General features: G+C 70.2%; 17 protein-coding genes. 9 read left to right on the top strand and 8 right to left on the bottom strand.

Annotated elements, in window-relative coordinates; all coding sequences use genetic code 11:
• Window positions 1-14: 14 nt before the first annotated feature.
• Together AC1RN0_RS06485 and ald are read right to left on the bottom strand one after the other, a co-directional pair.
• Window positions 15-434, bottom strand: coding sequence for a DUF2061 domain-containing protein (locus AC1RN0_RS06485; protein WP_492786614.1), 420 nt, complete (start codon window positions 432-434; stop codon window positions 15-17).
• Between the two features lie 107 nt (window positions 435-541).
• The gene (ald, locus tag AC1RN0_RS06480; RefSeq protein WP_492786613.1) at window positions 542-1,654 is read right to left on the bottom strand and encodes an alanine dehydrogenase; all 1,113 of its coding nucleotides are present in this window, start codon (window positions 1,652-1,654) and stop codon (window positions 542-544) included.
• Window positions 1,655-1,832: 178 nt separating this feature from the next.
• Here ald and AC1RN0_RS06475 point away from each other — a divergent pair, with 178 nt between their 5' ends.
• Window positions 1,833-6,962 (top strand): alpha-2-macroglobulin family protein, encoded by a 5,130-nt coding sequence (locus tag AC1RN0_RS06475; protein WP_492786612.1) that lies wholly within the window; start codon window positions 1,833-1,835, stop codon window positions 6,960-6,962.
• A 9-nt stretch (window positions 6,963-6,971) separates the two neighbouring features.
• Window positions 6,972-9,002 (top strand): penicillin-binding protein 1C, encoded by a 2,031-nt coding sequence (gene pbpC / locus AC1RN0_RS06470; protein WP_492786611.1) that lies wholly within the window; start codon window positions 6,972-6,974, stop codon window positions 9,000-9,002.
• Here the strand turns inward: pbpC and can are convergent.
• The 6 genes from can to AC1RN0_RS06440 form a co-directional block, all read right to left on the bottom strand.
• Window positions 8,999-9,616, bottom strand: a complete 618-nt coding sequence (gene can / locus AC1RN0_RS06465) for a carbonate dehydratase (protein WP_492786610.1) — start codon at window positions 9,614-9,616, stop codon at window positions 8,999-9,001. The two genes, pbpC and can, sit on opposite strands and share 4 nt — an antisense overlap.
• An 11-nt stretch (window positions 9,617-9,627) precedes the next feature.
• Window positions 9,628-10,266, bottom strand: coding sequence for a maleylacetoacetate isomerase (maiA, locus tag AC1RN0_RS06460; RefSeq protein ID WP_492786609.1), 639 nt, complete (start codon window positions 10,264-10,266; stop codon window positions 9,628-9,630).
• Window positions 10,266-10,916, bottom strand: a complete 651-nt coding sequence (locus tag AC1RN0_RS06455) for a fumarylacetoacetate hydrolase family protein (RefSeq protein ID WP_492786608.1) — start codon at window positions 10,914-10,916, stop codon at window positions 10,266-10,268. Before AC1RN0_RS06455 ends, maiA begins: the two co-directional genes overlap by 1 nt.
• A gap of 43 nt (window positions 10,917-10,959) precedes the next feature.
• Window positions 10,960-12,900, bottom strand: a complete 1,941-nt coding sequence (locus tag AC1RN0_RS06450; protein WP_492786607.1) for a S9 family peptidase — start codon at window positions 12,898-12,900, stop codon at window positions 10,960-10,962.
• Between the two features lie 26 nt (window positions 12,901-12,926).
• A complete protein-coding gene (locus tag AC1RN0_RS06445) occupies window positions 12,927-14,744 on the bottom strand; it encodes an ABC transporter ATP-binding protein (protein ID WP_492786606.1) in 1,818 nt (605 codons plus the stop codon).
• Between the two features lie 67 nt (window positions 14,745-14,811).
• The gene (locus AC1RN0_RS06440; RefSeq protein WP_492786605.1) at window positions 14,812-15,678 is read right to left on the bottom strand and encodes an alpha/beta fold hydrolase; all 867 of its coding nucleotides are present in this window, start codon (window positions 15,676-15,678) and stop codon (window positions 14,812-14,814) included.
• A gap of 118 nt (window positions 15,679-15,796) precedes the next feature.
• Between AC1RN0_RS06440 and AC1RN0_RS06435 the strand changes: the two genes are divergently transcribed.
• From AC1RN0_RS06435 to AC1RN0_RS06405, 7 genes are all read left to right on the top strand, one after another.
• Window positions 15,797-15,919 carry a hypothetical protein gene (locus AC1RN0_RS06435; protein WP_492786604.1) on the top strand — a complete coding sequence of 41 codons (123 nt, stop codon included), beginning with the start codon at window positions 15,797-15,799 and terminating at the stop codon, window positions 15,917-15,919.
• Window positions 15,920-16,037: 118 nt separating this feature from the next.
• Window positions 16,038-16,973 (top strand): division plane positioning ATPase MipZ, encoded by a 936-nt coding sequence (locus AC1RN0_RS06430; RefSeq protein WP_492786603.1) that lies wholly within the window; start codon window positions 16,038-16,040, stop codon window positions 16,971-16,973.
• 59 nt (window positions 16,974-17,032) lie between these two features.
• Window positions 17,033-19,099, top strand: a complete 2,067-nt coding sequence (locus AC1RN0_RS06425; RefSeq protein WP_492786602.1) for an NAD(+) synthase — start codon at window positions 17,033-17,035, stop codon at window positions 19,097-19,099.
• A 304-nt stretch (window positions 19,100-19,403) separates the two neighbouring features.
• Window positions 19,404-20,573 carry an OmpA family protein gene (locus AC1RN0_RS06420; protein ID WP_492786601.1) on the top strand — a complete coding sequence of 390 codons (1,170 nt, stop codon included), beginning with the start codon at window positions 19,404-19,406 and terminating at the stop codon, window positions 20,571-20,573.
• Window positions 20,574-20,776: 203 nt separating this feature from the next.
• Window positions 20,777-21,136 (top strand): AtpZ/AtpI family protein, encoded by a 360-nt coding sequence (locus tag AC1RN0_RS06415; RefSeq protein ID WP_492786600.1) that lies wholly within the window; start codon window positions 20,777-20,779, stop codon window positions 21,134-21,136.
• 8 nt (window positions 21,137-21,144) lie between these two features.
• Window positions 21,145-21,921, top strand: a complete 777-nt coding sequence (locus tag AC1RN0_RS06410) for a F0F1 ATP synthase subunit A (protein WP_492786599.1) — start codon at window positions 21,145-21,147, stop codon at window positions 21,919-21,921.
• A gap of 58 nt (window positions 21,922-21,979) precedes the next feature.
• Window positions 21,980-22,207, top strand: a complete 228-nt coding sequence (locus AC1RN0_RS06405; RefSeq protein ID WP_488901856.1) for a F0F1 ATP synthase subunit C — start codon at window positions 21,980-21,982, stop codon at window positions 22,205-22,207.
• Window positions 22,208-22,226 lie beyond the last annotated feature (19 nt).

Raw genomic sequence — 22,226 nt, 5'->3', positions numbered from 1 at the left:
AAACTCAAGCGGCCTTAGTTGAGCCGGCCCCAGGCGACGCGACGCCAGACGCGCTCATGCATGAAGTAGAGGGCGATCTTGGTCAGGGCCTCGACCGACGCGATCGACACCGCGTAGCGCAGCCGGTGGGTGACGAGCCAGCTGAGGATGAAGGTGTCCAGGCTGCCGACGAACCGCCAGGTGAACGACTTGATCAGCGAACGCCAGCGTGACGACGGCGCCATCTGGATCAGCCGCCAGATGCGTTCGTGGATATAGAACAGGACGATCTTGGTGACCGTCTCCATCGAGGCGATCGCGCCGGCGGCCATCGGATGGCCGGTGATCAGGTAGCTCCACAGAAAGGTATCGAGCGTGCCGATGACGCGCCAGCTGACCGCCTTGGCCAGCGCGCGCGCGTGACTGTCGATGTGGCCCAGAACAGGCGTAGTCATAGCGCGGCGCCTGTCCATGATCGGCCGGTCATCGTGACCTGCCTGATCCTAGCAGCTCACGCGGCGACGCCGATCCCGTTTTCGTAAATCATCCCCGCCATTTTCTATCAGCCCCAGGCGCCGTACGGGTCGACGAACGGCTTGCCGAGCGCCTCGGCCACGGCCGGGTGGGTCAGTTCGCCCTTCAGGACATTGAGGCCCTTGGCCAGGTGCCTGTCGCGCTTCAGGGCGTCCAGGCCGTGGTCGGCCAGCGCTAGGCCGAACGGCAGGGTGGCGTTGCCGAGGGCCTCGGACGAGGTGCGCGGTGCGGCGCCCGGCATGTTGGCCACGCAGTAGTGGACCACGCCGTCGACGGTGTAGGTCGGCTCGGCGTGGGTCGTCGGGTGGCTGGTCTCGAAGCAGCCGCCCTGGTCGATCGAGACGTCGACCAGCACCGAACCGGGCTTCATGCGCGACAGATGCTCGCGCTTGACCAGCTTGGGCGCGGCCGCGCCGGCGGTCAGGACGGCGCCGATGACCACGTCGGCCTTGAGGATCTCGTCCTCGACCGCGTCGAGCGTCGAATAGCGGGTCAGCACCCGGCCCATGAAGATGTCGTCGAGTTCGCGCATGCGCGGGATCGACCGCTCCAGCACCACGACCTCGGCGTTGAGGCCCATGGCCATGCGGGCGGCGTTCATGCCGACCACGCCGCCCCCGAGCACGGCCACGCGGGCCGGCGATACGCCGGGCACGCCGCAGAGCAGCAGGCCCATGCCGCCGTTGTGCTTGAGCAGGGTCTCGGCGGCGGAGAACACGGCGATCCGGCCGGCGACCTCGCTCATCGGCGCCAGCAGCGGCAGGCCGCCCCGGGCGTCGGTGACGGTCTCATAGGCGATGGCGGCGCAGCCGGAGTTCAGCAGGCCCTCGGTCTGGGCGGGGTCCGGAGCCAGATGCAGGTAGGTGAACAGGATGTGGCGCGGCTCGAGCCGCTCCCACTCGATCTTCTGCGGTTCCTTGACCTTCACGATCATGTCCGCGCCGGCGAACACCGCGTCCGCGTCGGCGACAATGGTCGCGCCGGCCCTGACAAAGGCCTCGTCGGTGTAGCCCGCGCCCTGGCCGGCGCCGGCTTCCACCAGCACCTGGTGGCCGTGGGCGACATATTCGCGGACGGCGGTGGGGGTCAGCCCCACCCGATGTTCGCCAGGCTTGATCTCCGCCGGAACTCCAACGCGCATGGTCATTTCCTTCCCGAAGGGTTTGGCGCGGGAAATGTCCCGCCATTGCCGCTAGGTCAAGCACGATCTTGCCGCCGCTCGCCTGAGACGGGAGCCGACTCGTGTGCGGATTGACCCGCTGGCAGGCTTGGGCTCACATCGTTCTTCAATGAACACTCAAGGCCCGGGAAGGGCTCCCATGACGCCGTCCGACGAAACCCCGCATGATCCCGCTCCGGAGTCTCCCGCGGAGACCCATGAGCCCCTGGCCCTGACGCCGTCGGGCGAGGCCAGGCCGTTCTGGTCGAAGTGGACATCGCACTGGCATCTGCCGGTCGGGGCCATCGCGGCCATCGCGCTGGCGGCCGGCTTCGGCGGCGGCCTGGTGACGGCCGGGGTGCTGGGCGGCGGCTTCGGCGCCAAGGGGCCGGCGACCAGCTCGGTCGCCACCGGTGAGAGCGAAAAGCCGTCCCTCTGGTCGATGTTCGGCAAGCCGCGCGCGGCCGGCGCGCCGCGCCGCGGGATCCCCAAGCCTGACGGGTTCGCGGTCTGGAAGACCCGCCTCGACACCAGCCGGACCGATCCGCTGGCCTGTATCGAGATGACCAAGCCGCTCGATCCGGGCAAGGCCTACGCCGACTATGTGCTGGTCTCGCCGGATCTGGGCGGAACCCCCGCGGTCAGCGTCAACCAGAAGAACAGGGCCGAGCTGTGCATCGGCGGGCTGGGCCTGACCGAGCGCCGCGTGACCCTGCTCAAGGGCCTGCCGGGCGCGGGCGGCCAGACCCTGGCGGCCAACGCGGACGTCGACTTCACCTTCGGCGAGAAGCCGCCCTACGTCGGCTTCGCCGGCGACGGCGTGATCCTGCCGCGCGAGGACGCCGATGGCGTGGGCATCGAGACGGTCAACGTCTCGCGGCTGAACATCGAGGTCTGGCGCGTCGCCGACCGCAACCTCGTGCGCACCTCGATCAGCGCGCCCGACCCGACCGGCGAGGGCGACTGGCCCGGCGACTACGGCGACGACAGCCCCAACGACGAGGGCAAGGTCGTCTGGAAGGGCCAGATCGCCGTGCGCGGCGGCCAGGGCGAGCGGGTCACCACCGTCTTCCCGCTCGGCGCGGTGCTCAAGGACATGCAGCCCGGCGGCTATGTCATCAAGGCGCGCGACGCCTCCTCCGGTGGCGCGCCGAAGGACGACCAGGACGAGGAGGGCGAAGGCACCCAGCCGGCCCAGGCCCGCCGCTGGATCATCTTCACCGACATGGCGATGGTCGCCTACGACGGCTCCGAGTCGCTCGACGTGGTCGTGCGGTCACTGAAGTCCGCCCGGGTCATGCCGGGCACCCGTGTGGCGCTTGTGGCCAAGAACGGCGAGACCCTGGGCGAGGCGCGCTCCGACAGTTCGGGCCGGGTCCGCTTCCTGCGGCCGCTGCTCGAAGGCGACGGCGCGATGCACCCGAAGATGGTCATGGCCTACGGGCCGCAGGGCGATCTGGCCGTGCTCGATCTCGACCGCTCGCCGGTCGACCTGTCGAAACAGGGCATGGGCGGCCGGACCACGCCGGGAGCCGACGACGAGACCGGCGGCCGCGTGGCCGACAGCGAGATCGACGGCTACCTCTACGCCGACCGCGGCATCTATCGCCCCGGCGAGACGGTGCACCTGTCGGCCCTGATCCGCGACCTGCAGTCCCGGGCGGTCAAGGACCGCAAGGGCGTGCTGGTGATCCGCCGGCCCTCGGGCGTCGAGTTCAAACGCGTCGCCTTCGACCGCGCCCCGACCGGCGCGGTGACCACCGACATCAGCCTGCCGAAGAGCGCGCCGCGCGGCCGCTGGAAGGCGACGCTGGAGATCGAGGGCATCAAGGCCGCGGCCGGCGAGATGAGTTTCTCGGTCGAGGACTTCGCGCCCCAGCGGCTGGCCGTCAGCACCGACGGCCAGGAGTCCGTCCCCGTCGGGGCCGGCGAGACGCGCCAGGTGTCCGTGCTGGCCCGCTTCCTCTACGGCGCGGCCGGCGCCGGCCTGCAGACCCAGGGCGAAGCCCGGATCATGGCCGACCCCAACCCCTTCCCGGCCTTCGCCGGCTATGAATGGGGCGACCAGCAGTCGACCTTCGACGAGAAGTTTCTCGAACTGGGCTCGTCGGTCACCGACGGCGACGGCAAGGCGATCCTGTCGCTGGGCACGGCCGAGGTCGGCGACACCACCGCGCCCCTCAAGGCGACGGTCACCGCTTCTGTGTTCGAGCCGGGCGGCCGCCCCGTGCGAGAGAGCCTGTTCCTCAAGGTCCGCACCCGGCCGGTCTATCTGGGCGTGAAGGTCGAGCAGGGCGACGCGACGGGCGGCGACGCCGCGCCGGTGGCGCTCAATGTCATCGCCGTCAACGCCAGGGGCGAGCGGATCGCCGCGCCGGGCACGACCTACACCCTCATCGCCGAGAACTGGGACTACGACTGGTTCCAGCAGGACGGCCGCTGGCAGTGGCGGCGGACCAGCCGCGACGTGGTGGTGCAGAAGGGCGCGCTGAGCATCGGCGCCGGCGGGGCCGCGCGCATCACGCGCCGCCTCGGCTGGGGCGACTACCGCATGGTCGTCGAGGGTCCCGGAGGCGCGAAGAGCGTCATCCGCTTCGCCGCCGGCTGGGGCGCGCCGGCCAAGGACGCCGAGGCGCCGGACTTCGTCCGCATCAGCGCCGGCCCGGGCGTCCACGTCCAGGGCGATTCCGTAACCCTGACCATCAAGTCTCCCTATGCCGGCGAGGCCCAGGTGGCCGTGGCCACCGACCGGGTGATCGACTTCAAGACCTTCTCGGTCGGCCCGAACGGCGGCTCCGTGACGCTGAAGACCGACGCCTCATGGGGCGGCGGGGCCTATGTGCTGGTCAGCGTGATCCAGCCGCGCGACCCGTCGGTGACGCCCAAGCCGCGCCGCGCGCTGGGGCTGATGTACGTGCCGCTCGATCCCAGGGGCCGCAAGCTGACGGTCGATCTCGGCACGCCGGTGAAGCTCAACAGCCGCGCGCCGGTGGAGGTGCCCGTCACCGTCCGCGGCCTCGGCATCGGCCAGCGCGCGCGGGTCACCGTGGCGGCGGTGGACGAGGGCATCCTGCGCCTGACCAAGTTCGACTCGCCCGACCCGGTGAAGTGGTACTTCGGCAAGCGCGCGCTGACGCTCGACTATCGCGACGACTACGGCCGCCTGCTCGATCCGAACCTCGGCGCGCCGGCCAACGTCAACTTCGGCGCCGACCAGCTCGGCGGCGAGGGGCTGACGGTGACGCCGATCAAGTCGGTGGCCCTCTGGTCCGGCGTGGTCGAGACCGGCCTCGACGGCAAGGCGCGGATCAAGCTGCCCGCCGCCGACTTCAACGGCGAACTGCGGGTCATGGCCGTGGCCTGGACCGACGAGGCCGTCGGGGCGGTGTCCAAGCCGATGACCGTGCGCGAGGCGGTGATCGCCGATCTCAACCTGCCGCGGTTCCTCGCGCCGGGCGACCGGCCGTTCGCGACGCTCGAACTGCATAACGTCGAGGGCGCGGCCGGCGGCTACACCGCCGAGACCCGCTCTTCCGGCGGCGTGGTGATGACCTTCAAGAAGCTGTTCCAGCTGGCGCTCGGCCAGCGGGTCGCCGAACGGATTCCGTTCAACGCCCCGACCCGCTCGGGCATCGGCAAGGTCGGCTTCTCGGTCGCCGGGCCGAACTTCTCGACCGGCAAGGACTATCCGATCCAGACGCGTCTGGGCTGGAGCCCGATCACCCGCACCACCGTGGACCTGCAGCGGCCGGGCGAGGCGTTCACGCCCTCGCCCCAGCTGCTCGCGGGCCTCGCGGCCGGGGATATCAGCCTGCAGGTCAGCTACTCGCCGTTCCGCGGCTTCGACCCCGGACCGATCGCCGTGGCGCTGTCGCGCTATCCCTACGGCTGCACCGAGCAGGTGGTGTCGGTGGCCTACCCGCTGCTGTTCGCCCGCGAACTGGCGCCCGATCCCAAGCGGCGCTCGTCCTCGGCGGCGTTGAACGACGCGGTCGGCAAGCTGCTCGATCGCCAGACCCTCGACGGGGCGTTCGGCCTGTGGCGCGTGGGTGACGGCGAGGCGGACGCCTGGCTGGGCGCCTATGCCACCGACTTCCTGTGGGAGGCGAAGATGCGCGGCGCGCCCGTGCCCGACGCCGCCATGGATCGCGCGCTGAACGCCATGCGCCAGGTCAGCCGGCCGGAAGGCTGGGCCAGCGTGTCCTACCGCCTGGAATATCCGGAGTGGTGGTACCGCAACGACGCCGAGTCGAAGAAGGCGACCCAGCGGATGCGCAGCCGCGCCTCGGCCTACGCCCTCTACATCCTGGCCAAGGCCGGCCGGGGCGACCTCGCGCGCCTGCGCTGGTGGCACGACGTGCACATGAAGGACGACGACTCGCCCCTCGCCCGCGCCCAGATCGGCGCCGGCCTGGCCCTGATGGGCGACAAGGCCCGCGCCCATTCGGCCTTCAAGCGCGCCGTGGCCACGCTCGGCTACCGTGATGAGGCCGACTGGTACCAGAGCCAGCTGCGCGATCTCGCCGGCATCATCGCCCTGGCCTACGAGGCCGGCGAGGTCGACATCGCCCGTGGTCTGCAGGGGCGGCTGGAGAACGCCGTCCGCGACCCCGACTCGCTGAACACCCAGGAGCAGGCCCGCCTGCTGCAGGCGGCGTCCTTCATGCTGAAGGCGGCCGGGGTGATGCGCGTCGACGCCACCGGGGCCATGGCCCTGACGCCGGCCGGCGGCGCGCCGCGCTGGGCGGTCGGCCGTCTGGCCGACGCGGTGTTCACCAACAGGGGCTCGGGCGCGCTGTGGCGGACTGTGACCGTGCACGGCACGACCGTCGAGGCGCCCGGCGCGGCCGGGTCCGGCCTGTCGGTCGACAAGCGCTACTTCACCATGCAGGGCGGGGCGGTGAACCTCGCCGGCCTGCGGCAGGGGGATCGCGTGATCGTGCTGGTCTACGGCCGGTCGAGCCAGGCCCGCACCGTGCCGCTGGTCGTCGACGACGCCCTGCCGGCCGGCTGGGAGATCGAGACCGTGCTCGGTCCCGAGGACGCCAAGGAGGGACCGTTCAAGTTCCTCGGCGAACTGTCGGGGGCCGATGTGCAGGAAGCGCGCGACGACCGCTATATCGCCGCCCTTGACCTCGCCGGGGCCAAACCGTTCGCCATGGCCTATGTGGCGCGCGCCGTGACGCCGGGCGACTTCTTCCTGCCCGCGCCGGAGGCCCGCGACATGTACCGTCCGTCGGTCTTCGCCCGGGGATCGGCGGCCCGCACGACCATCGCGCCGGGGAGCTAGCCCCGGCCGGTGCGTCGTCTCGTCCTTGGTCTGATTGCGTTCCTGGCCCTCGAGGTCGCGCTGCTGACGGCGGACACGCTGTTCCCGCCCGATCTGTCGCGGGGACAGCGGTCATCGCCGGTGGTGCTCGACCGGCGCGGCGTCTGGCTGCGGGCCCTGCCGGTGGAGGACGGCCGCTGGCGGATTCGCGCCGATCTGAAGCGGACGGATCCCACCTTCATCCGGCGGCTGATCGCCATCGAGGACGCGCGCTTCCAGGGTCATGACGGCGTCGATCCGGCCGCCGTCGTCCGCGCCGCGGGATCGGCCCTGCTGCGCGGCCACATCGTCTCCGGCGCCTCGACGCTCAGCATGCAGACGGCGCGGCTGCTGGAGCCGCATCCCCGCACCTTCGGGGCCAAGCTGGTCGAGATGGTCCGGGCCGTGCAGCTCGAGGGACGCTATTCGAAGAAGGAAATCCTCGCCCTCTACCTGACCCTCGCGCCCTACGGCGGCAATCTCGAGGGCGTGCGGGCGGCCAGCCTGTCCTACTTCGGCCACGAGCCCGAGACCCTGACGCTCGGCGAGCAGGCGCTGCTGATCGCCCTGCCGCAGTCGCCGGAGGTGCGGCGGCCCGACCGCAACCCGACCGAGGCGCGCGCCGCGCGACATCTGGTGTTGCAGCGGATGGTCAAGGCGGGGCTGGCGACCCGGGCGGAGGCCGACGAGGCCGACACCGAGGCGCTGCCGGCGCGGTCGACCTTTCCGGCCCTGGCCTGGCAGGCCACCGGCCAGCTGGCCCGCGCCGCGCCGGTCGGCCAGGCCACGGTGGTCAGCACGCTGGACGCCACCCTGCAGTCCCGGCTCGAGCCGCTGGCCGCCGCCTACGCCCGGGAACAGGGGGCGGAGGCCACGGCCGCCATCCTGGTGGTCGAGATCAAGGGCCGCGCCGTGCGGGCGCTGGTCGGGTCGGGCGGGCTCGACCGGCCGGGCGGCTGGATCGACATGACGCAGGCCCTGCGCTCGCCGGGCTCGGCGCTCAAGCCGTTCATCTACGCCTTCGCCTTCGATGACGGCATCGCCGCGCCCGACACCGAGATGCAGGACGTCCAGACCCGTTTCGCCGACTATCAGCCCGAGGACTTCGACCGGGTGTTCCGCGGCAAGGTCACCGCCGGCGAGGCGCTGTCGCACTCCCTGAACGTGCCGGCGGTGCAGCTGATGGACCGGATCGGTCCGGCGCGGTTCCTGGCCCGGATGGAATCGGCCGGGGTCGACCTGGTGCTGCCCGACGCGAAGACCCGCGCGCCGGGTCTCGCGCTGGCGCTGGGCGGCGAGGGGATCACCCTGCGCGACATGGCGGTGCTTTACTGTGCGCTGGGCGACGAGGGGCTGGCCAAGCCGCTGGCCTGGACCGAGGACGAGGCCGCCCGACGCGACCGCAGCCGGGGCGGGCGTCTGGTGCGGCCCGAGGCGGCGCGGCAGGTGCTGGACATCCTGCGCGACGCGCCGGCGCCCAAGGGCCGCATCCCCAACGCCCTGACGCTCGGCGGGCCGGGCTTGGCCTACAAGACCGGCACCTCCTACGGCTTCCGCGACGCGGTCGCGGCGGGCGTGGTCGGCGGCTATGTGATCATCGTCTGGACCGGCCGGGCCGACGGCGGGGCGCGGGGCGGCTTCACCGGGCGGGAGGCCGCGCTGCCGATGCTGTTCGACGCGGCCGACATCCTGTCCGCGCCGCGCACCGCGCCGCCCCGCATCGCACCGAAGGGCGCGCCCGGCGCGCTCGTGACGCTGGAGCGGCCGGAGCAGGGGCCGAACCTGATCTTCCCGCCCGACGGCGCGACCGTGCAGGTCGAGGCCTTCGGTCCCGCGTCGCGCGGCCTGGCGCTGGCCGCCGGCGGCGAAGGGCTGAGCTGGTACGTCGAGGGACGGCCGCTGTCCGCAGACCCCGTCAGTGGCCGGACGATCTGGCGTCCGGCCGCGGCCGGCTTCTACGAGCTGATGGTTGTCGACGACCAGGGCCGTGAGGCGCGGGCCAAGGTGCGCATCAAGGGCTAGCCCTGGCTCAGCTCTTCGGCTTCGCCCGGATTGGTCACGGTCACGCCGAGATCGTTCACCAGGCCGTTCGACAGCCGGTAGACCCAGCCGTGCACCGACAGGTTCTGGCCACGCGCCCACGCGTCCTGGACAAACACATCCGAGGCGACGTTCTGCACCTGGCGGATGACGTTGAGCTCGCACAGCCGGTCCCAGCGTTCCTTCTCGGCCAGGGCCTCAAGCTCGTCGCGATGCTGGGCGGCCACCTCGCGGATGGGGTGGAGCCAGTGGTCGACCAGGCCGCGGCGGACGCCGTCGACCGCCGCCTGCACGCCGCCGCAGCCGTAGTGCCCCACGACCATGATGTGCTTCACCTTCATCACGTCGACCGCGAACTGCAGCACGCTGAGATAGTTGGCGTCCTGCGGCGGGGCGAGGTTGGCGACGTTGCGGTGGACGAACAGCTCGCCGGGATCGAGACCGACGATCTCGTTGGCCGGCACCCGGCTGTCGGAGCAGCCGATCCACAGATATTCCGGGCTCTGCTGGTTCTCGAGCCGCTTGAAGAAGTCGGGGTCGACCTCCGTCTTCCTGCGCGACCAGTTGCGGTTGTTGTCCTTCAGATCTTCGAGCAAGTGGTTATCCCCTAGGTCTGAGCGTCAGGCTGGTTGTTCGGATGCGCGGCGGCGATGGCCGGATGCAGCAGCGCCGCGTCCGCGGCGGCCACCAGCGCCGGGAAGGGCGTCAGGTCGACCTTGAATCGTCGGGCGTTGTAGACCTGCGGCACGAGCAGGCAGTCGGCCATCGTCGGCGCGGCGCCGAAGGCGTAGCCGGCGCCGTGGCGGGCGATCATCGGTTCGAGCGCGGTGAAGCCGTCGCGGATCCAGCCGTGCACCCAGGCGTCGACCTCCGGCTGCGGCACCTGCAGCCGGGCCAGGGTCTGGAGAATGCGCAGGTTGTTCAGCGGGTGGATGTCGCAGGCGATGATGCCGCACATGGCCCGGACAACCTGGCGGTCAAAGGGATCCTTCGGCAGCAGCGCCGGTTCCGGATGCGTCTCCTCGAGCCATTCGAGGATCGACAGCGACTGGGTCAGCACATGACCGTCGACCTCGAGCGCGGGCACCAGATGCTGGGCGTTGACGGCGCCGTAGGCCTCGCCGCGCTGCTGGCTGGCGACCAGGTCCACCGGGGCGTAGGCGTAGTCGAGCCCCTTCAGATTGAGGCCGATCCGCACCCGGTAGGGCGCCGAGGCGCGCCAGGCGCTGTGCAGCAGCAGACCCATCAGACGATCCTGAACGACAGGGCGCCGACGCCCTCGACGGAGCCCTCGACGCGGTCGCCCCGCACCAGCGGGCCGACGCCCTCGGGCGTGCCGGTGAAAACCAGGTCGCCGGCTTCGAGGTTCCAGAGCTTGCCGGCTTCGACGAGAATTTCCTCGACCGACCAGATCATGTCGGCGACCTGGCCGTCCTGTTTCGTCTCGCCGTTGACGCTGAGTGTGATGCGGCCCTGGGGGATGACGCCGGTCGCCGGGACGATGGCCGAGACCGGCGCGCTGGCGTCGAAGCCCTTGGCGGCGTCCCACGGCTGGCCCTTGGCCTTGAAGCCGTTCTGCAGGTCGCGGCGGGTCAGGTCGACGCCGACGGCGAAGCCGAAGATCGATCCGCCCTCGCCGATGGCCACGACCAGCTCGATCTCGTGGTGCAGGTCGCTGGTCGCGGACGGGTAGGGGACGTCGACGCCGGGCGGGACGACGGCGTCGGCCGGCTTGCTGAAGAAGAACGGCGGGTCGCGATCGTCGCCGCCCATCTCGCGCCGGTGAGCGGCGTAGTTGCGGCCGACGCAGAGGATGCGGCGCACGGGGAACGGCCGGTCCGAACCCTGCACGGGCACGGTCGGCTGCGGGCGGATCGATACGGCGAAGGCGGTCATGGGGGCGCTGTTACTCCCGCCGCCCCGGTCGCGCTACCCCCGACTACAGCTTGAACACCTTGCGCAGGAACAACGTCTCGGCCTCGCGCTGGGCGTCGATGTTCTGCTTCTTGCGGAAGCCGTGGCCCTCGTCGGCGGCCAGCATGTACCAGACCTCGCCGCCCTTCGCGCGGACCTTGGCGACGATCTGCTCGGCCTCGGTCCAGGGCACGCGCGGGTCATTGCGGCCCTGGATGACGAAGAGGGGCCTGGTCATCCTGTCGGTCAGGTTCAGCGGCGAGATGCGGTCGAACACCGCCTTCATCGCCGGCGTGCGTTCGTCGCCGTACTCGGCCCGGCGCAGGTCGCGGCGATAGCCCTCGGTGTTCTGCAGGAAGGTGGTGAAGTTCGAGATGCCGACGATGTCGATCGCCCCGGCCAGCCGGTCGTTGAACGCCGCCAGCGAGGCCAGCACCATGAATCCGCCATAGGAGCCGCCGTAGACCACGACCCGGGTCTTATCGAGATCCGCCTGGGTGGCGATCCAGTCGAGCAGGGCGCCGATATCCTTGACGCTGTCCTGCCGCTTCGGACCATTGTCGAGCGACAGGTAGGTCTTGCCGTAGCCTTCCGAGCCGCGGACGTTGGGCGCGATGACGGCGGCGCCGAGCTCGTTGGTCCAGAACTGCCGGCGGGTGTTGAAGCCGGGCCGGTCCTGGCCTTCCGGCCCGCCGTGGATGTCGATGATCACCGGGACGGGGCCGGTGGCCGCCCGGGGACGCGAGACCCAGGCCGGCACCTCCAGCCCGTCGAACGAGCGGAAGGTCACCAGGGTCGGATCGACCAGGGCCGCCGGGTCCAGCCCGCCGCTCTCGCTGGTGGTCCAGCGGGTCAGCCTGCCGCCCTTGAGGTCCCAGCTCCAGACATCGGCCGGTGAGGTCGCGGCGTTCAGCCCGATGGCCAGGGTCTGGCTGTCCGGCGAGAACTTCAGCCCCGTCAGGACCCCGACCGGCAACGGCGGCTGGGGCAGGGCGCGCCGGGTGCGGAAGTCGCGCACCACCACCCTCGACCGGCCGTTGTCATTGATCGCATAGGCCAGCACCCGGCCGTCGTCGGACAGGTCGAAGGCCTCGACATCCCAGGCGAGATCATTGGGCGTCATCGGCGAGACGCGGCCGCCCGACAGGTCGATCTGGACCAGCCGTTTGAACTCGTAGTCCTGGTCGGAGACGATCAGGATCGACCGGCCGTCGGGCGTGAACAGGCCGCCTTCATAGGCGATCGGCTTGTCGGAGGGATTGATCTCGACGAGGGCCTTGCCGCCCTCCCAGAGGTACAGTTTGCTCGATGCGGCGGAATCGTACCGGCTGAGCAGCAGCTTGCGGCCGTCCGGCGAGAAGGCGACCGGCGCGGTCGCGCCGGTGGTCCTGAGCGCCGTGGCCTCGGGGATGATTTCCCCGTCCTTCACGTCGGCGAAACGGATGCGGTAGTCCGGATCGCCCTTGCCGACCTCGGCCCAGGCCGCGCGCCGCCCGTCTTTCGAGAACACCAGCGACTGGTTGCGCGTGCCGGCGGTGGTGAAGGCCCGTTCGGGCCGCGTAAGCCCGGCGAGATAGAGCTGGTAGTATTCGTCGCCGCCCGTGTCCTTGCTGAACACATAGCCCTCCGCCGAGCCGGGCAGGGCCGTGGCGCTGGCCACCGGCTCGTCGAAGAAGGTCAGCTGGTAGCGTTCGCCGCCGGGCGCGGCGACGTGGTGCAGCTGGCTGGTCTGGCCGAACCGGGTGGTGATCAGCATCGAGCCGTCGGCCAGCCAGTCCTGGAAGGCCGCGCTGCGGGCGTTCTGGTAGCGCCGCAGACTCTCGCGCAGGGCCGGCGGCGTCTCGGGCACGTTCTCGAGCGTCAGCGTTCCCTGCTGACGCCGGGCGACCGGCGCGGCGGCGCGGGCCAGGGCCGTGGTGGCGAAGAGGGCCGAGGCGGCGGCGCCCAGAAAGGCTCGTCGGATCATGTCTATTCCCCGGTATGCAGGCCTGATCAGATCGGGTCGAAGTCGCTGACGAAATGGCCCGGCGCGACCTCGGTCAGCGCCGGCGTCGGGATCGGGGCCGACGGGTCGGCCGGGATTTTCGAGCGCAGGAACCGCAGTCCCGCCAGCGGGTCCATCGGCGAGGGCGGCTCGCCGGTCAGCCGCACGCGCTTGCGCGATCGCTCGATCTTCGGATCGGGGATCGGCGCGGCCGACAGCAGGGCGCGGGTGTAGGGGTGGCGCGGGTCCTCGTAGAGCTGCTCACGGCTGCCCTGCTCCATGACCCGTCCGAGATAGAGCACGACGACGCGGTGGCTGATCTCGCGCACCACGGCCAGGTCGTGGCTGATGAACATCATCGCCATGCCCAGCTGGCGCTGCAGGTCGATCAGCAGGTCGATGATCTGGGCGCGGATCGACACGTCCAGCGCGCTGACCGCCTCGTCGCAGATGACCAGCTTCGGCTCGAGGATCATCGCCCGGGCGATGCCCACACGCTGGTTCTGGCCGCCGCTGAGCTCATGCGGGTAGCGGTTGACCAGGTCGGGGGCGAGGCCGCAGCGGGCCATCATCGCCGCCGCCGCCGCCCGGCGGTCGTCGCGGCTGAGGGCCGGCCGGAACACCTGCAGCGGCTCGGCGATGGAGTCGCCGATCGGCATGCGCGGGTCGAGGCTGGCGAGCGGGTCCTGGAAGACGATCTGCAGATCCTTGCGGGCGGCGCGCATCGTCTCGCGGTCGGCATGGGTGATGTCCCGGCCGAGCACCGTGACCGTCCCGCCCAGGTCGCCGCCGCCCGGCGGCAGCAGGTTGAGCACGGCCCGCGACAGGGTCGACTTGCCACAGCCGCTCTCGCCGACCACGCCCAGCGTCTCGCCCTGGCGGATCTCGAAGCTGACGCCGTCGACGGCGCGCAGCGGGCGGGGTCTGGCGAACAGGCCCTGGGTGATGGGGAACCAGACCTTCACGTCCTCGCCCTTCACCACGACCGGCGCGTCCGGCGCCACCGCGGGGGGAAGCGGGCGCCCGCCGCGGTCGGGGCGATCCAGCCGCGGGATCGCCGCCAGCAGGGCGCGGGTGTAGTCGGTCTGCGGCCGGTCGAAGACCGCCTCGACGGACCCCGCCTCGACATAGGCGCCGTCCTTCATCACGCAGACCCGGTCGGCCAGACGGGCGATGACCCCCATGTCGTGGGTCACCAGCACCATGCCCGCGCCGGTCTCGCGCATCAGCTCGGCCATCAGGTCGAGGATTTCCGCCTGGACGGTCACGTCGAGCGCGGTGGTCGGCTCGTCGGCGATCAGCAGCTTCGGCCCGCAGGCCATGGCGCCGGCGATCATCACCCGCTGGCGCATGCCGCCGCTGAGCTCGTGCGGATACTGGTTCATGCGCCGGGCGGCTTCCGGAATGCGCACCCGTCCCAGCCAGTCGAGCGCGCCCTTGCGGGCGTCGGCGTCCGACAGGCCCAGATGCAGCCGCAGCGGCTCGGCGATCTGCTCGCCGATCTTCACGTGCGGGGTCAGGGCGGTCAGCGGGTCCTGGAAGATCATCGTCATCTTCGAGCCGCGGACGCGGTTGAGCGCCGCCGGTTTCAGGCCGAGCAGTTCCTGGCCCTCGAACCGCGCCGATCCGGCGGCCACGCCGTTCTGGGCCAGCAGGCCCATGACCGCCATGAAGGTCTGGCTCTTGCCCGAGCCGCTCTCGCCGACCACGCCCAGGCACTCTCCGGCAGCGACCGACAGGGACACGCCCCGCACCGCCTCCACCAGGCCGTCGTGAGTCCGGAAACTGACCTTCAGGTCATCGACGGCGAGGACGGGCTGGGACACGGCGATACTCGGCTGACGAACGCTGGGAGCGACCTTAACGATCCCGGCCCGGGGCGCAAATGAAGGCTCAGGGCGCGCGGGACAGCAGGGCCAGGATCGCGGCCTCGGCCGCCGGTTCGTCGAGCATCGGGGCGTGACCGACGCCGGGAACGACGGCGTAGTCCATGTCGGGAGCCGCCGCGCGCATGCGGCCGGCGATGTCCTCGTTCAGGATGTCGGAGGTCTCGCCGCGGATCAGCAGGGCGGGGCGGCCGGTCACCAGGGCCGCGAAGAAGGGCCACAGGTCCGGGGCCGGGGCGGCCGGGTCCGCGGCGCGGATCGGCGCGGCGATGCCGGGGTCGTAGTCCAGTACGGGGCCGCCGCCGTCGTCCCGGAAAGTCCGCCGGGCCATCCGCGCCCAGGCGGCGGCATCATAGTGCGGGAACACCGCCTGGTTGCCGGCCTTCACATAGGCCGCCGCCGCCGCCCAGTCCGGCGTGTCCGCGGGCGCTCCGACGTAGCCGCGGATGCGGGCCAGACCTTCGGCCGCGATTTCGGGCCCGACGTCGTTCAGCACCGCCGCCGCGAGCGCCGCCGGCCGCAGGGCCGCCAGGGTCATCATGATCAGCCCGCCCATGCTCGTGCCGATGAAGGCGGCGCGGTCGATCTTCTGGTCGTCGAGCAGGGCCAGCACGTCCATGGCGTAGACACCGGGGTTGTAGCTGGCGGGGTCCGCGGCGCGGGCCGAGCCGCCGCGGCCGCGGACGTCAACCGCCAGCACGCGGCGTCCCGTGCGGCCGGCGATGGCCGGCGCGAGATCCTCGAAATCCTTCGCGTTGCGGGTCAGGCCGTGCAGGCAGATCACCGGCGCCGCGGACCCGCCGCCCGGATAGTCCCGGGCATGCAGGGACAGGCCGTCGGCCGCCGTCCAGTACAGGTCGTGAAAGGTCGTCATGACGAAGTCCCGTTGTGCGTCGCCCCGCGACCGTTCGTCGCTGTGACAACCTGCGGATTTAACCTGTTGTTTGGTTCGCCGCAGCATAGTCTCTCCTCAAGTCGGGGGACTCAAAATCATGCGCCTGTCGATCCTGTTTCCCTATGCTGGCGGCCGACGCCCCGGTTTCGCACAGCTTCTGGTCGCCGCCGCCCCGTGGCTCATCATCGCCGTGGCCGCGCTGTACGCGCTGCGGGCGTAAAGCCTTACCGGGCCTCGCCTCCGGCGCGCCCCCTGTTGACTCTGGCCGGGTTTATCCACCACCGTTTTCCAGGGACGAGGCGGGCCGCAATCCGCGTCAGCCTACAGGAGCGGTTGGCGTGTCTATTTTCAACAATCCGATCCGGGGCGCGCTGGGCCCCCGGCATCAGCGCGCCGCGCCGGGTCAGACGCGGCACAAGGCGCGCGTTATCGTCGTCGGCAACGAAAAGGGCGGAGCCGGCAAGTCGACGGTCGCGGCCCTGATCGCCACCTCGATGCTCTACCAAGGCAAGCGCGTGTCGGTGATCGACCTCGACCTGCGTCAACAGAGCCTGTCGCGCCTGCTGGCCAATCGCCGCCGCTGGCTGCCCGCGGCGGGCGTCTCGGCGCCGATGCCGCTGGAATACAAGCTCGCCGAGGACCCGGCGCGGCTCGCCGACGACCAGCCCGCCGCCCTGGCCCTGTTCCAGGAAGCCTGTGATCTGGCCATGGGCGACTCCGATATTCTCGTCATCGACACGCCCGGGGGCGACACGGCGGTGTCTCGCGCCGCCCATGTGCAGGCCGACCAGGTCGTCACCCCGATGAATGACAGCTTCGTCGATTTCGACGTGCTGGGCCTGGTCGATCCGGTGTCGCTGCGCCTGCTGCGGCCCAGCCACTACGCCCAGGAAATCCTGCACGCCCGTGCCATCCGCGCCGAACACGGCCGGACGCTGGACTGGGTCGTGCTGCGCAACCGCCTGACCGGCGCCGACACCAACAACCGCCAGCGTCTCGACAAGGCGCTCACGGCGCTCGCCGCCGACATCGGCTTCCGGATCGGTCCGTCGATGCGCGAACGGGTGGCCTACCGCGAGATGTTCCCGTTCGGCCTGACCCTGGCCGACGTCGCCGCCAAGGTGAAACCGGGCGTGACGGCCGGGGCCCGCCAGGCCGCGCGCGACGAGGTCGACGCCATGATCGCGAGCCTGATGCTGGTTCGCGACCAGCCTGAACCCGGCCGTCCGCGCCATACCGGCGAGATGGCGGATCTGATCCGGCAGCACCTCTGAACCTTGCGGCCCTTGGACCGGCGCTGGTAAGTCCCATCTGAACAGGGCCAGGGCGCACCATGTCGAAGACCAGCCGCCTCGCCGCGGACATCCCTTTCGAGTCGCCATACCGTCACGGGTTCGTGCGGCTGGCGGCCTGTGTGCCCGAAACCACCCTGGCCAATCCGGAAGCCAACGCCGCACGGACCCTTGAGCTGGTCCGCCGGGGCCATGACGAGGGCGTCGCCCTGATGGTCTTCCCGGAACTGGGGCTCAGCGCCTATTCCATCGACGACCTGCTGCTGCAGGACGCGCTGCTCGACGGCGTCGAGGCGGCGCTGGCCAGCCTGGCGGAGGGCAGCAGGGGGCTGCGCCCGGCGTTCGCGGTCGGCGCGCCGCTGCGGTTCGAGGGGCGGCTGTTCAATACCGCCGTGGTCATTCACGACGGCCGCATTCTCGGCGTCACACCCAAGACCTTCCTGCCGAACTACCGCGAGTATTACGAGCGTCGCTGGTTCGCCAGCGGCCGGGGCGTGGTCGGGCGGACGATCGAAATCGACGGCCGGCCGGTTCCGTTCGGGGCCGACCTGCTGTTCCGCTCGACCGGCTCGGCGCCGTTCACCTTCCACACCGAGATCTGCGAGGACGTCTGGACGCCCGAGCCGCCGTCGACGGCGGCCGCGCTGGCCGGGGCCGAGATCCTGCTCAACCTGTCGGCCAGCAACATCGTCATCGGCAAGGCCGAGGCGCGGCGGCTGCTGTGCGCCTCGCAGGCGATGCGCTGCCAGGCGGTCTACGCCTACTCGGCGGCCGGGGTCGGAGAGTCGACCACCGACAACGCCTGGGACGGCCAGGCCTCGATCTTTGAACTGGGCGACCTGCTGGTCGAGAGCGGCCGGTTTCCGACGACCTCGACCATGGCCGTCGTCGACGTCGATCTGGGCCGGGTGCGCCAGGAGCGCATCCGCACCGGCTCGTTCGGCGACGCCATCGCCGCGCGCGAGGCCGGCCAGGCTTGGCGCACGGTGGCCTTCACGCTCGACGCCCCGACCGCGCCGCTGGCGCTGAAGCGGCCGGTCGACCGCTATCCGTTCGTGCCCGACGATCCGGCCCGGCTCGCGGAGTATTGTCACGAGGCCTACAACGTCCAGGTCCAGGGGCTGGCGCAGCGCATCAAGGCGACCGGGGCGAAGACGCTGGTCATCGGCGTGTCCGGCGGGCTCGACTCGACCCAGGCGCTGATCGTCGCGGTCAAGGCGATGGACCAGCTGGGCCTGCCGCGCACCGGCGTGCTGGCCTTCACCATGCCGGGATTCGCCACCTCGGACCGCACGCGGTCCAACGCCTGGGCCCTGATGAACGCGCTCGGGGTCACGGGCGCGGAGCTCGACATCCGCCCGGCCGCGACCCAGATGCTCGCCGATCTCGACCATCCTTTCGCGAAGGGCGAGGCGGTCCATGATGTGACGTTCGAGAACGTCCAGGCGGGTCTGCGCACCGACTATCTGTTCCGCCTGGCCAATCGTCACGGCGGGCTGGTGGTCGGCACCGGCGACCTGTCCGAGCTGGCCCTGGGCTGGTGCACCTACGGCGTCGGCGACCACATGAGCCACTACAACCCCAACAGCGGGGTGCCCAAGACGCTGATCCAGCACCTGATCCGGTTCGCGGCCGGCGCCGCCGAGGTGGGCGAGGCCGCCACCGCCGTCCTGCGCGACATCCTCGACACGGAAATCTCGCCCGAACTCGTCCCGGCGGACGCCAGCGGCAAGACCCAGGCGACCGAGGACTTCGTCGGGCCCTACTCCCTGCAGGACTTCACCCTGTTCCACATGACCCGGTCCGGAGCCGCGCCGTCCAAGATCGCCTATCTGGCCCATGCCGCCTGGGGTGACGCCGCCGTGGGCGGCTGGCCGAAGGATGTGCCGGCCTCCGAACGGCGGGCCTACGGCCTTGTCGAGATCAAACGCTGGCTGCGCCTGTTTCTGACGCGGTTCTTCGCCAACCAGTTCAAGCGCTCGGCCGTTCCGAACGGGCCGAAGATTTCGTCGGGCGGCGCGCTGTCGCCGCGGGGCGACTGGCGGATGCCTTCCGACGCCCGCCCGGACGTCTGGCTCGCCGAACTGGACGCCAACACGCCCGATTAACGTTGCGTGAGGCGTCTTCGCCACACCGCTCAATAACGGGCCAACCCCTGCTGGAATATCGGAAAAAGGTGGCGTATGGTCGCACTTGCGCGGGCGACCGCGCACGGTCGTGAAAAATGTTTGGAACCCGTTGGGGTTCAGGGCGTTGCTCGTTCGGCCGTACGGTGGAGGCGTCGACAGGGCTGGCTTGGGGGGTTCTCTTGAGAATCCGGCCGGTTCGGTTTTCGCGCCAATATCGTGCCCACATTCCAAGGGCCTGCACCGGCCGTTCGGCGCATGGCGAAATTTGAGCGAGGGGCTCACCGTGAAGAAAAAAGCACTTATGCTGAGCACCATGCTCGGCGCTCTGGCGCTGGCGCCGGCGGCGTTCGCGCAGCCCGACAGCGGTTGGTACGGGGCGTTCGACCTCGGCTATCACTGGCCGTCGGGCTGGGACGCGAGTTCCGCCAACAAGGCCTCCGACGGCAAGCCGTACCAGTTCGACTTCCAGACCGAGAACACCGTGGTCGGCTTCGCCCGCCTCGGCTACCGGATCAACCCGAACTGGCGCGTTGAACTTGAAGGCGGCGCCCGTCCCGGCAACGTCGAAAGCGCCAAGGGCGACTCCAGCCGTCCTCTGCCGAATGAACTCTGCAACCTGTCGGGCATCGTGCCCTGCCGGGCTCCGGATGGCTCCATCGAGTCCTGGACCCTGATGGCGAACGTCATTTATGACTTCTTCCCCGACAGCCAGTTCCGTCCGTTCGTGGGCGTGGGCGTCGGCGCCAACCGCGGCGAAGTCAACATCGCGGGCCGTGGCAACGCGCCGGTCGGCGCCATCCACCTGGATGACACCTACACCGCCTTCTCCTGGCAGGTGCTGGCGGGTCTGTCGTTCGACGTCACCGAGCGTCTGAACTTCGACGTGACCTACCGCTATCTCGACGGCAGCGATCTGCAGATCGGCACGACCAACACCTCCGCCCTGTTCAACCCGGGCGATTTCACCGGCAGCTACAAGGACCAGTCGGTGACCGTCGGTCTGCGGTACGCGTTCAGCGCTCCGGAAGCGGCCCCGCCGCCTCCGCCGCCCCCGCCGCCGCCGCCCCCGCCGCCTCCCCCGCCGCCTCCGCCGCCGCCGCCTCCGCCGCCGCAGTACGAAGCCCGGGAATTCATCGTCTACTTCCCGTTCGATCAGTACGTGCTGACGCCGGAAGCCCAGACGGTGGTGTCTGAAGCGGCCCAGTACGCTCAAGCCGGCGGCGCCACGCGCGTTGTCGTCGTGGGTCACACCGACTCCTCGGGTTCGCCCGCCTACAACGTCCGCCTGTCGGAACGCCGCGCCAAGGCTGTCGCCGACGCGCTGGTGGGCCTGGGTGTCTCGGCCGGTACGCTGGCCGTGGACTGGAAGGGTGAAACCGATCTCGCCGTCGCCACGGGCGATGGTGTGAAGGAACCGCTGAACCGCCGTTCGACGATCTCGATCAACTTCTGATCCTGATCTTCGGCGTAAAGCTGAACCAAAGCGGGGCCCCGGTGGAAACACCGGGGCCTTTGCCTTTGGAAAGGCTTGCGATTCAAAGGCTTGCCGCAATTCCGCCCAACCTTGACGCACTGCAGCGAGGCCTATAGGTTCCGCCGCGATCAAACAGGGTCCGCGGGGTTTCCCGACGGGCCGGTGTCGAACTTTACAGCCCCATGCCGATGGCCCTGGATCCGCGCGAAGAGGCGCTTCGCAGCCTTGACGAGCGAGCCCAGGCGCTCAAGGCGCGGACGACTCGTCCGCCCTCGCCGGTTGGCGAGATGACGGCGACCAGCCAGGCCTACCGCATTCTCGCGGAGCTGCTGGGCGGGGTGCTGCTCGGGATCGCGCTGGGCGCGGTGGTGGACTGGCTGGCCCACACCACGCCCTGGGGAGTGATCAGCGGGGTCCTTCTGGGATTTGCGCTGTCGATATACATGGCGCGTCGTACGGCCAACCGGCTGATGGCGCAGGCAGAGGCTGAGGAGGCCGCCCGCAAGGCGGCGCTCTCCAAGGCCGGGGAAGACCAGGAGTAGAAGGCCCAATGGCTGGTCCGCTGGAACAGTTCGAGATCCACAAGCTTGTCGATTTCCCCGACATCACCCTTCCGTACGTCGGAACGGTCGATCTCGCGTTCACCAACTCCCATCTGGCCATGACGATCGTGTTCGTCGTGATCGTGGCCTTCCTGAGCCTCGTGACCGCCAGCCCGAAGGTTGTGCCCGGTCGCCTGCAGACCATGGGCGAAGGCGTCTTCGGCCTGATCGACAACATGACCGAGTCGATGATCGGTCACGAAGGCCGCAAGTACTTCCCCTTCGTGTTCACGCTGTTCCTGCTGATCCTCGGCATGAACATGCTCGGCCTGATGCTGACCTTCACGGTCACCTCGCAGCTGGCCATCACCGTGACCTTCGCCGTGCTGACCTTCGCGCTCGTGATGATCATCGGCGTGGTCAAGAACGGCTTCGGCTTCCTGAAGCTGTTCTGGCCGATGGGCGCGCCGCTGGTGATGCGGCCGATCGTCGGCTTCATCGAACTGATTTCGTTCTTCCTGCGCCCGCTGACCCTGTCGCTTCGTCTGTTCGGCAACATGATGGGCGGCCACGTCGCCCTGAAGGTGTTCGCCGGCTTCGTCGCCGTCGCCGTGGGCGGCAGCCTGGGCGTGCTGCTCAGCGCGCCGGTCGGCATCCTGTCGATGGGCATGGTCATCGCCCTGACCGCGCTGGAGTTCCTGGTGGCCTTCCTCCAGGCCTTCGTCTTCGCCATCCTGGCCTGCATCTATCTGAATGATGTGGTCAATCTGGATCACGCCCACTAAAAGCCGGGCCAATCCAATTCCTCCAACCCACCTTCTGACTAATTAGGACAAGAGAATCATGGACGCTGCAGCCGCCAAGTACATCGGTGCGGGCCTCGCCACCCTCGGCATGATCGGCGCCGGCATCGGCGTGGGCAACATCTTCGGCAACTTCCTGTCGGGCGCCCTGCGCAACCCGTCGGCCGCCGCCAGCCAGATCGGCAACCTGTTCGTGGGCGCCGCCCTCGCCGAAGCCCTGGGCATCCTGGCCTTCGTGCTCGGCTTCCTGATCTTCTCGGCCTCCTAAGGACCGGATGAGCCGGCGG

The organism is Caulobacter sp. GW821-FHT12F03 (assembly GCF_058806855.1).
The sequence above is the reverse complement of the archived record's forward strand: the minus strand, read 5'-3'. Positions and strand labels throughout refer to the sequence as shown.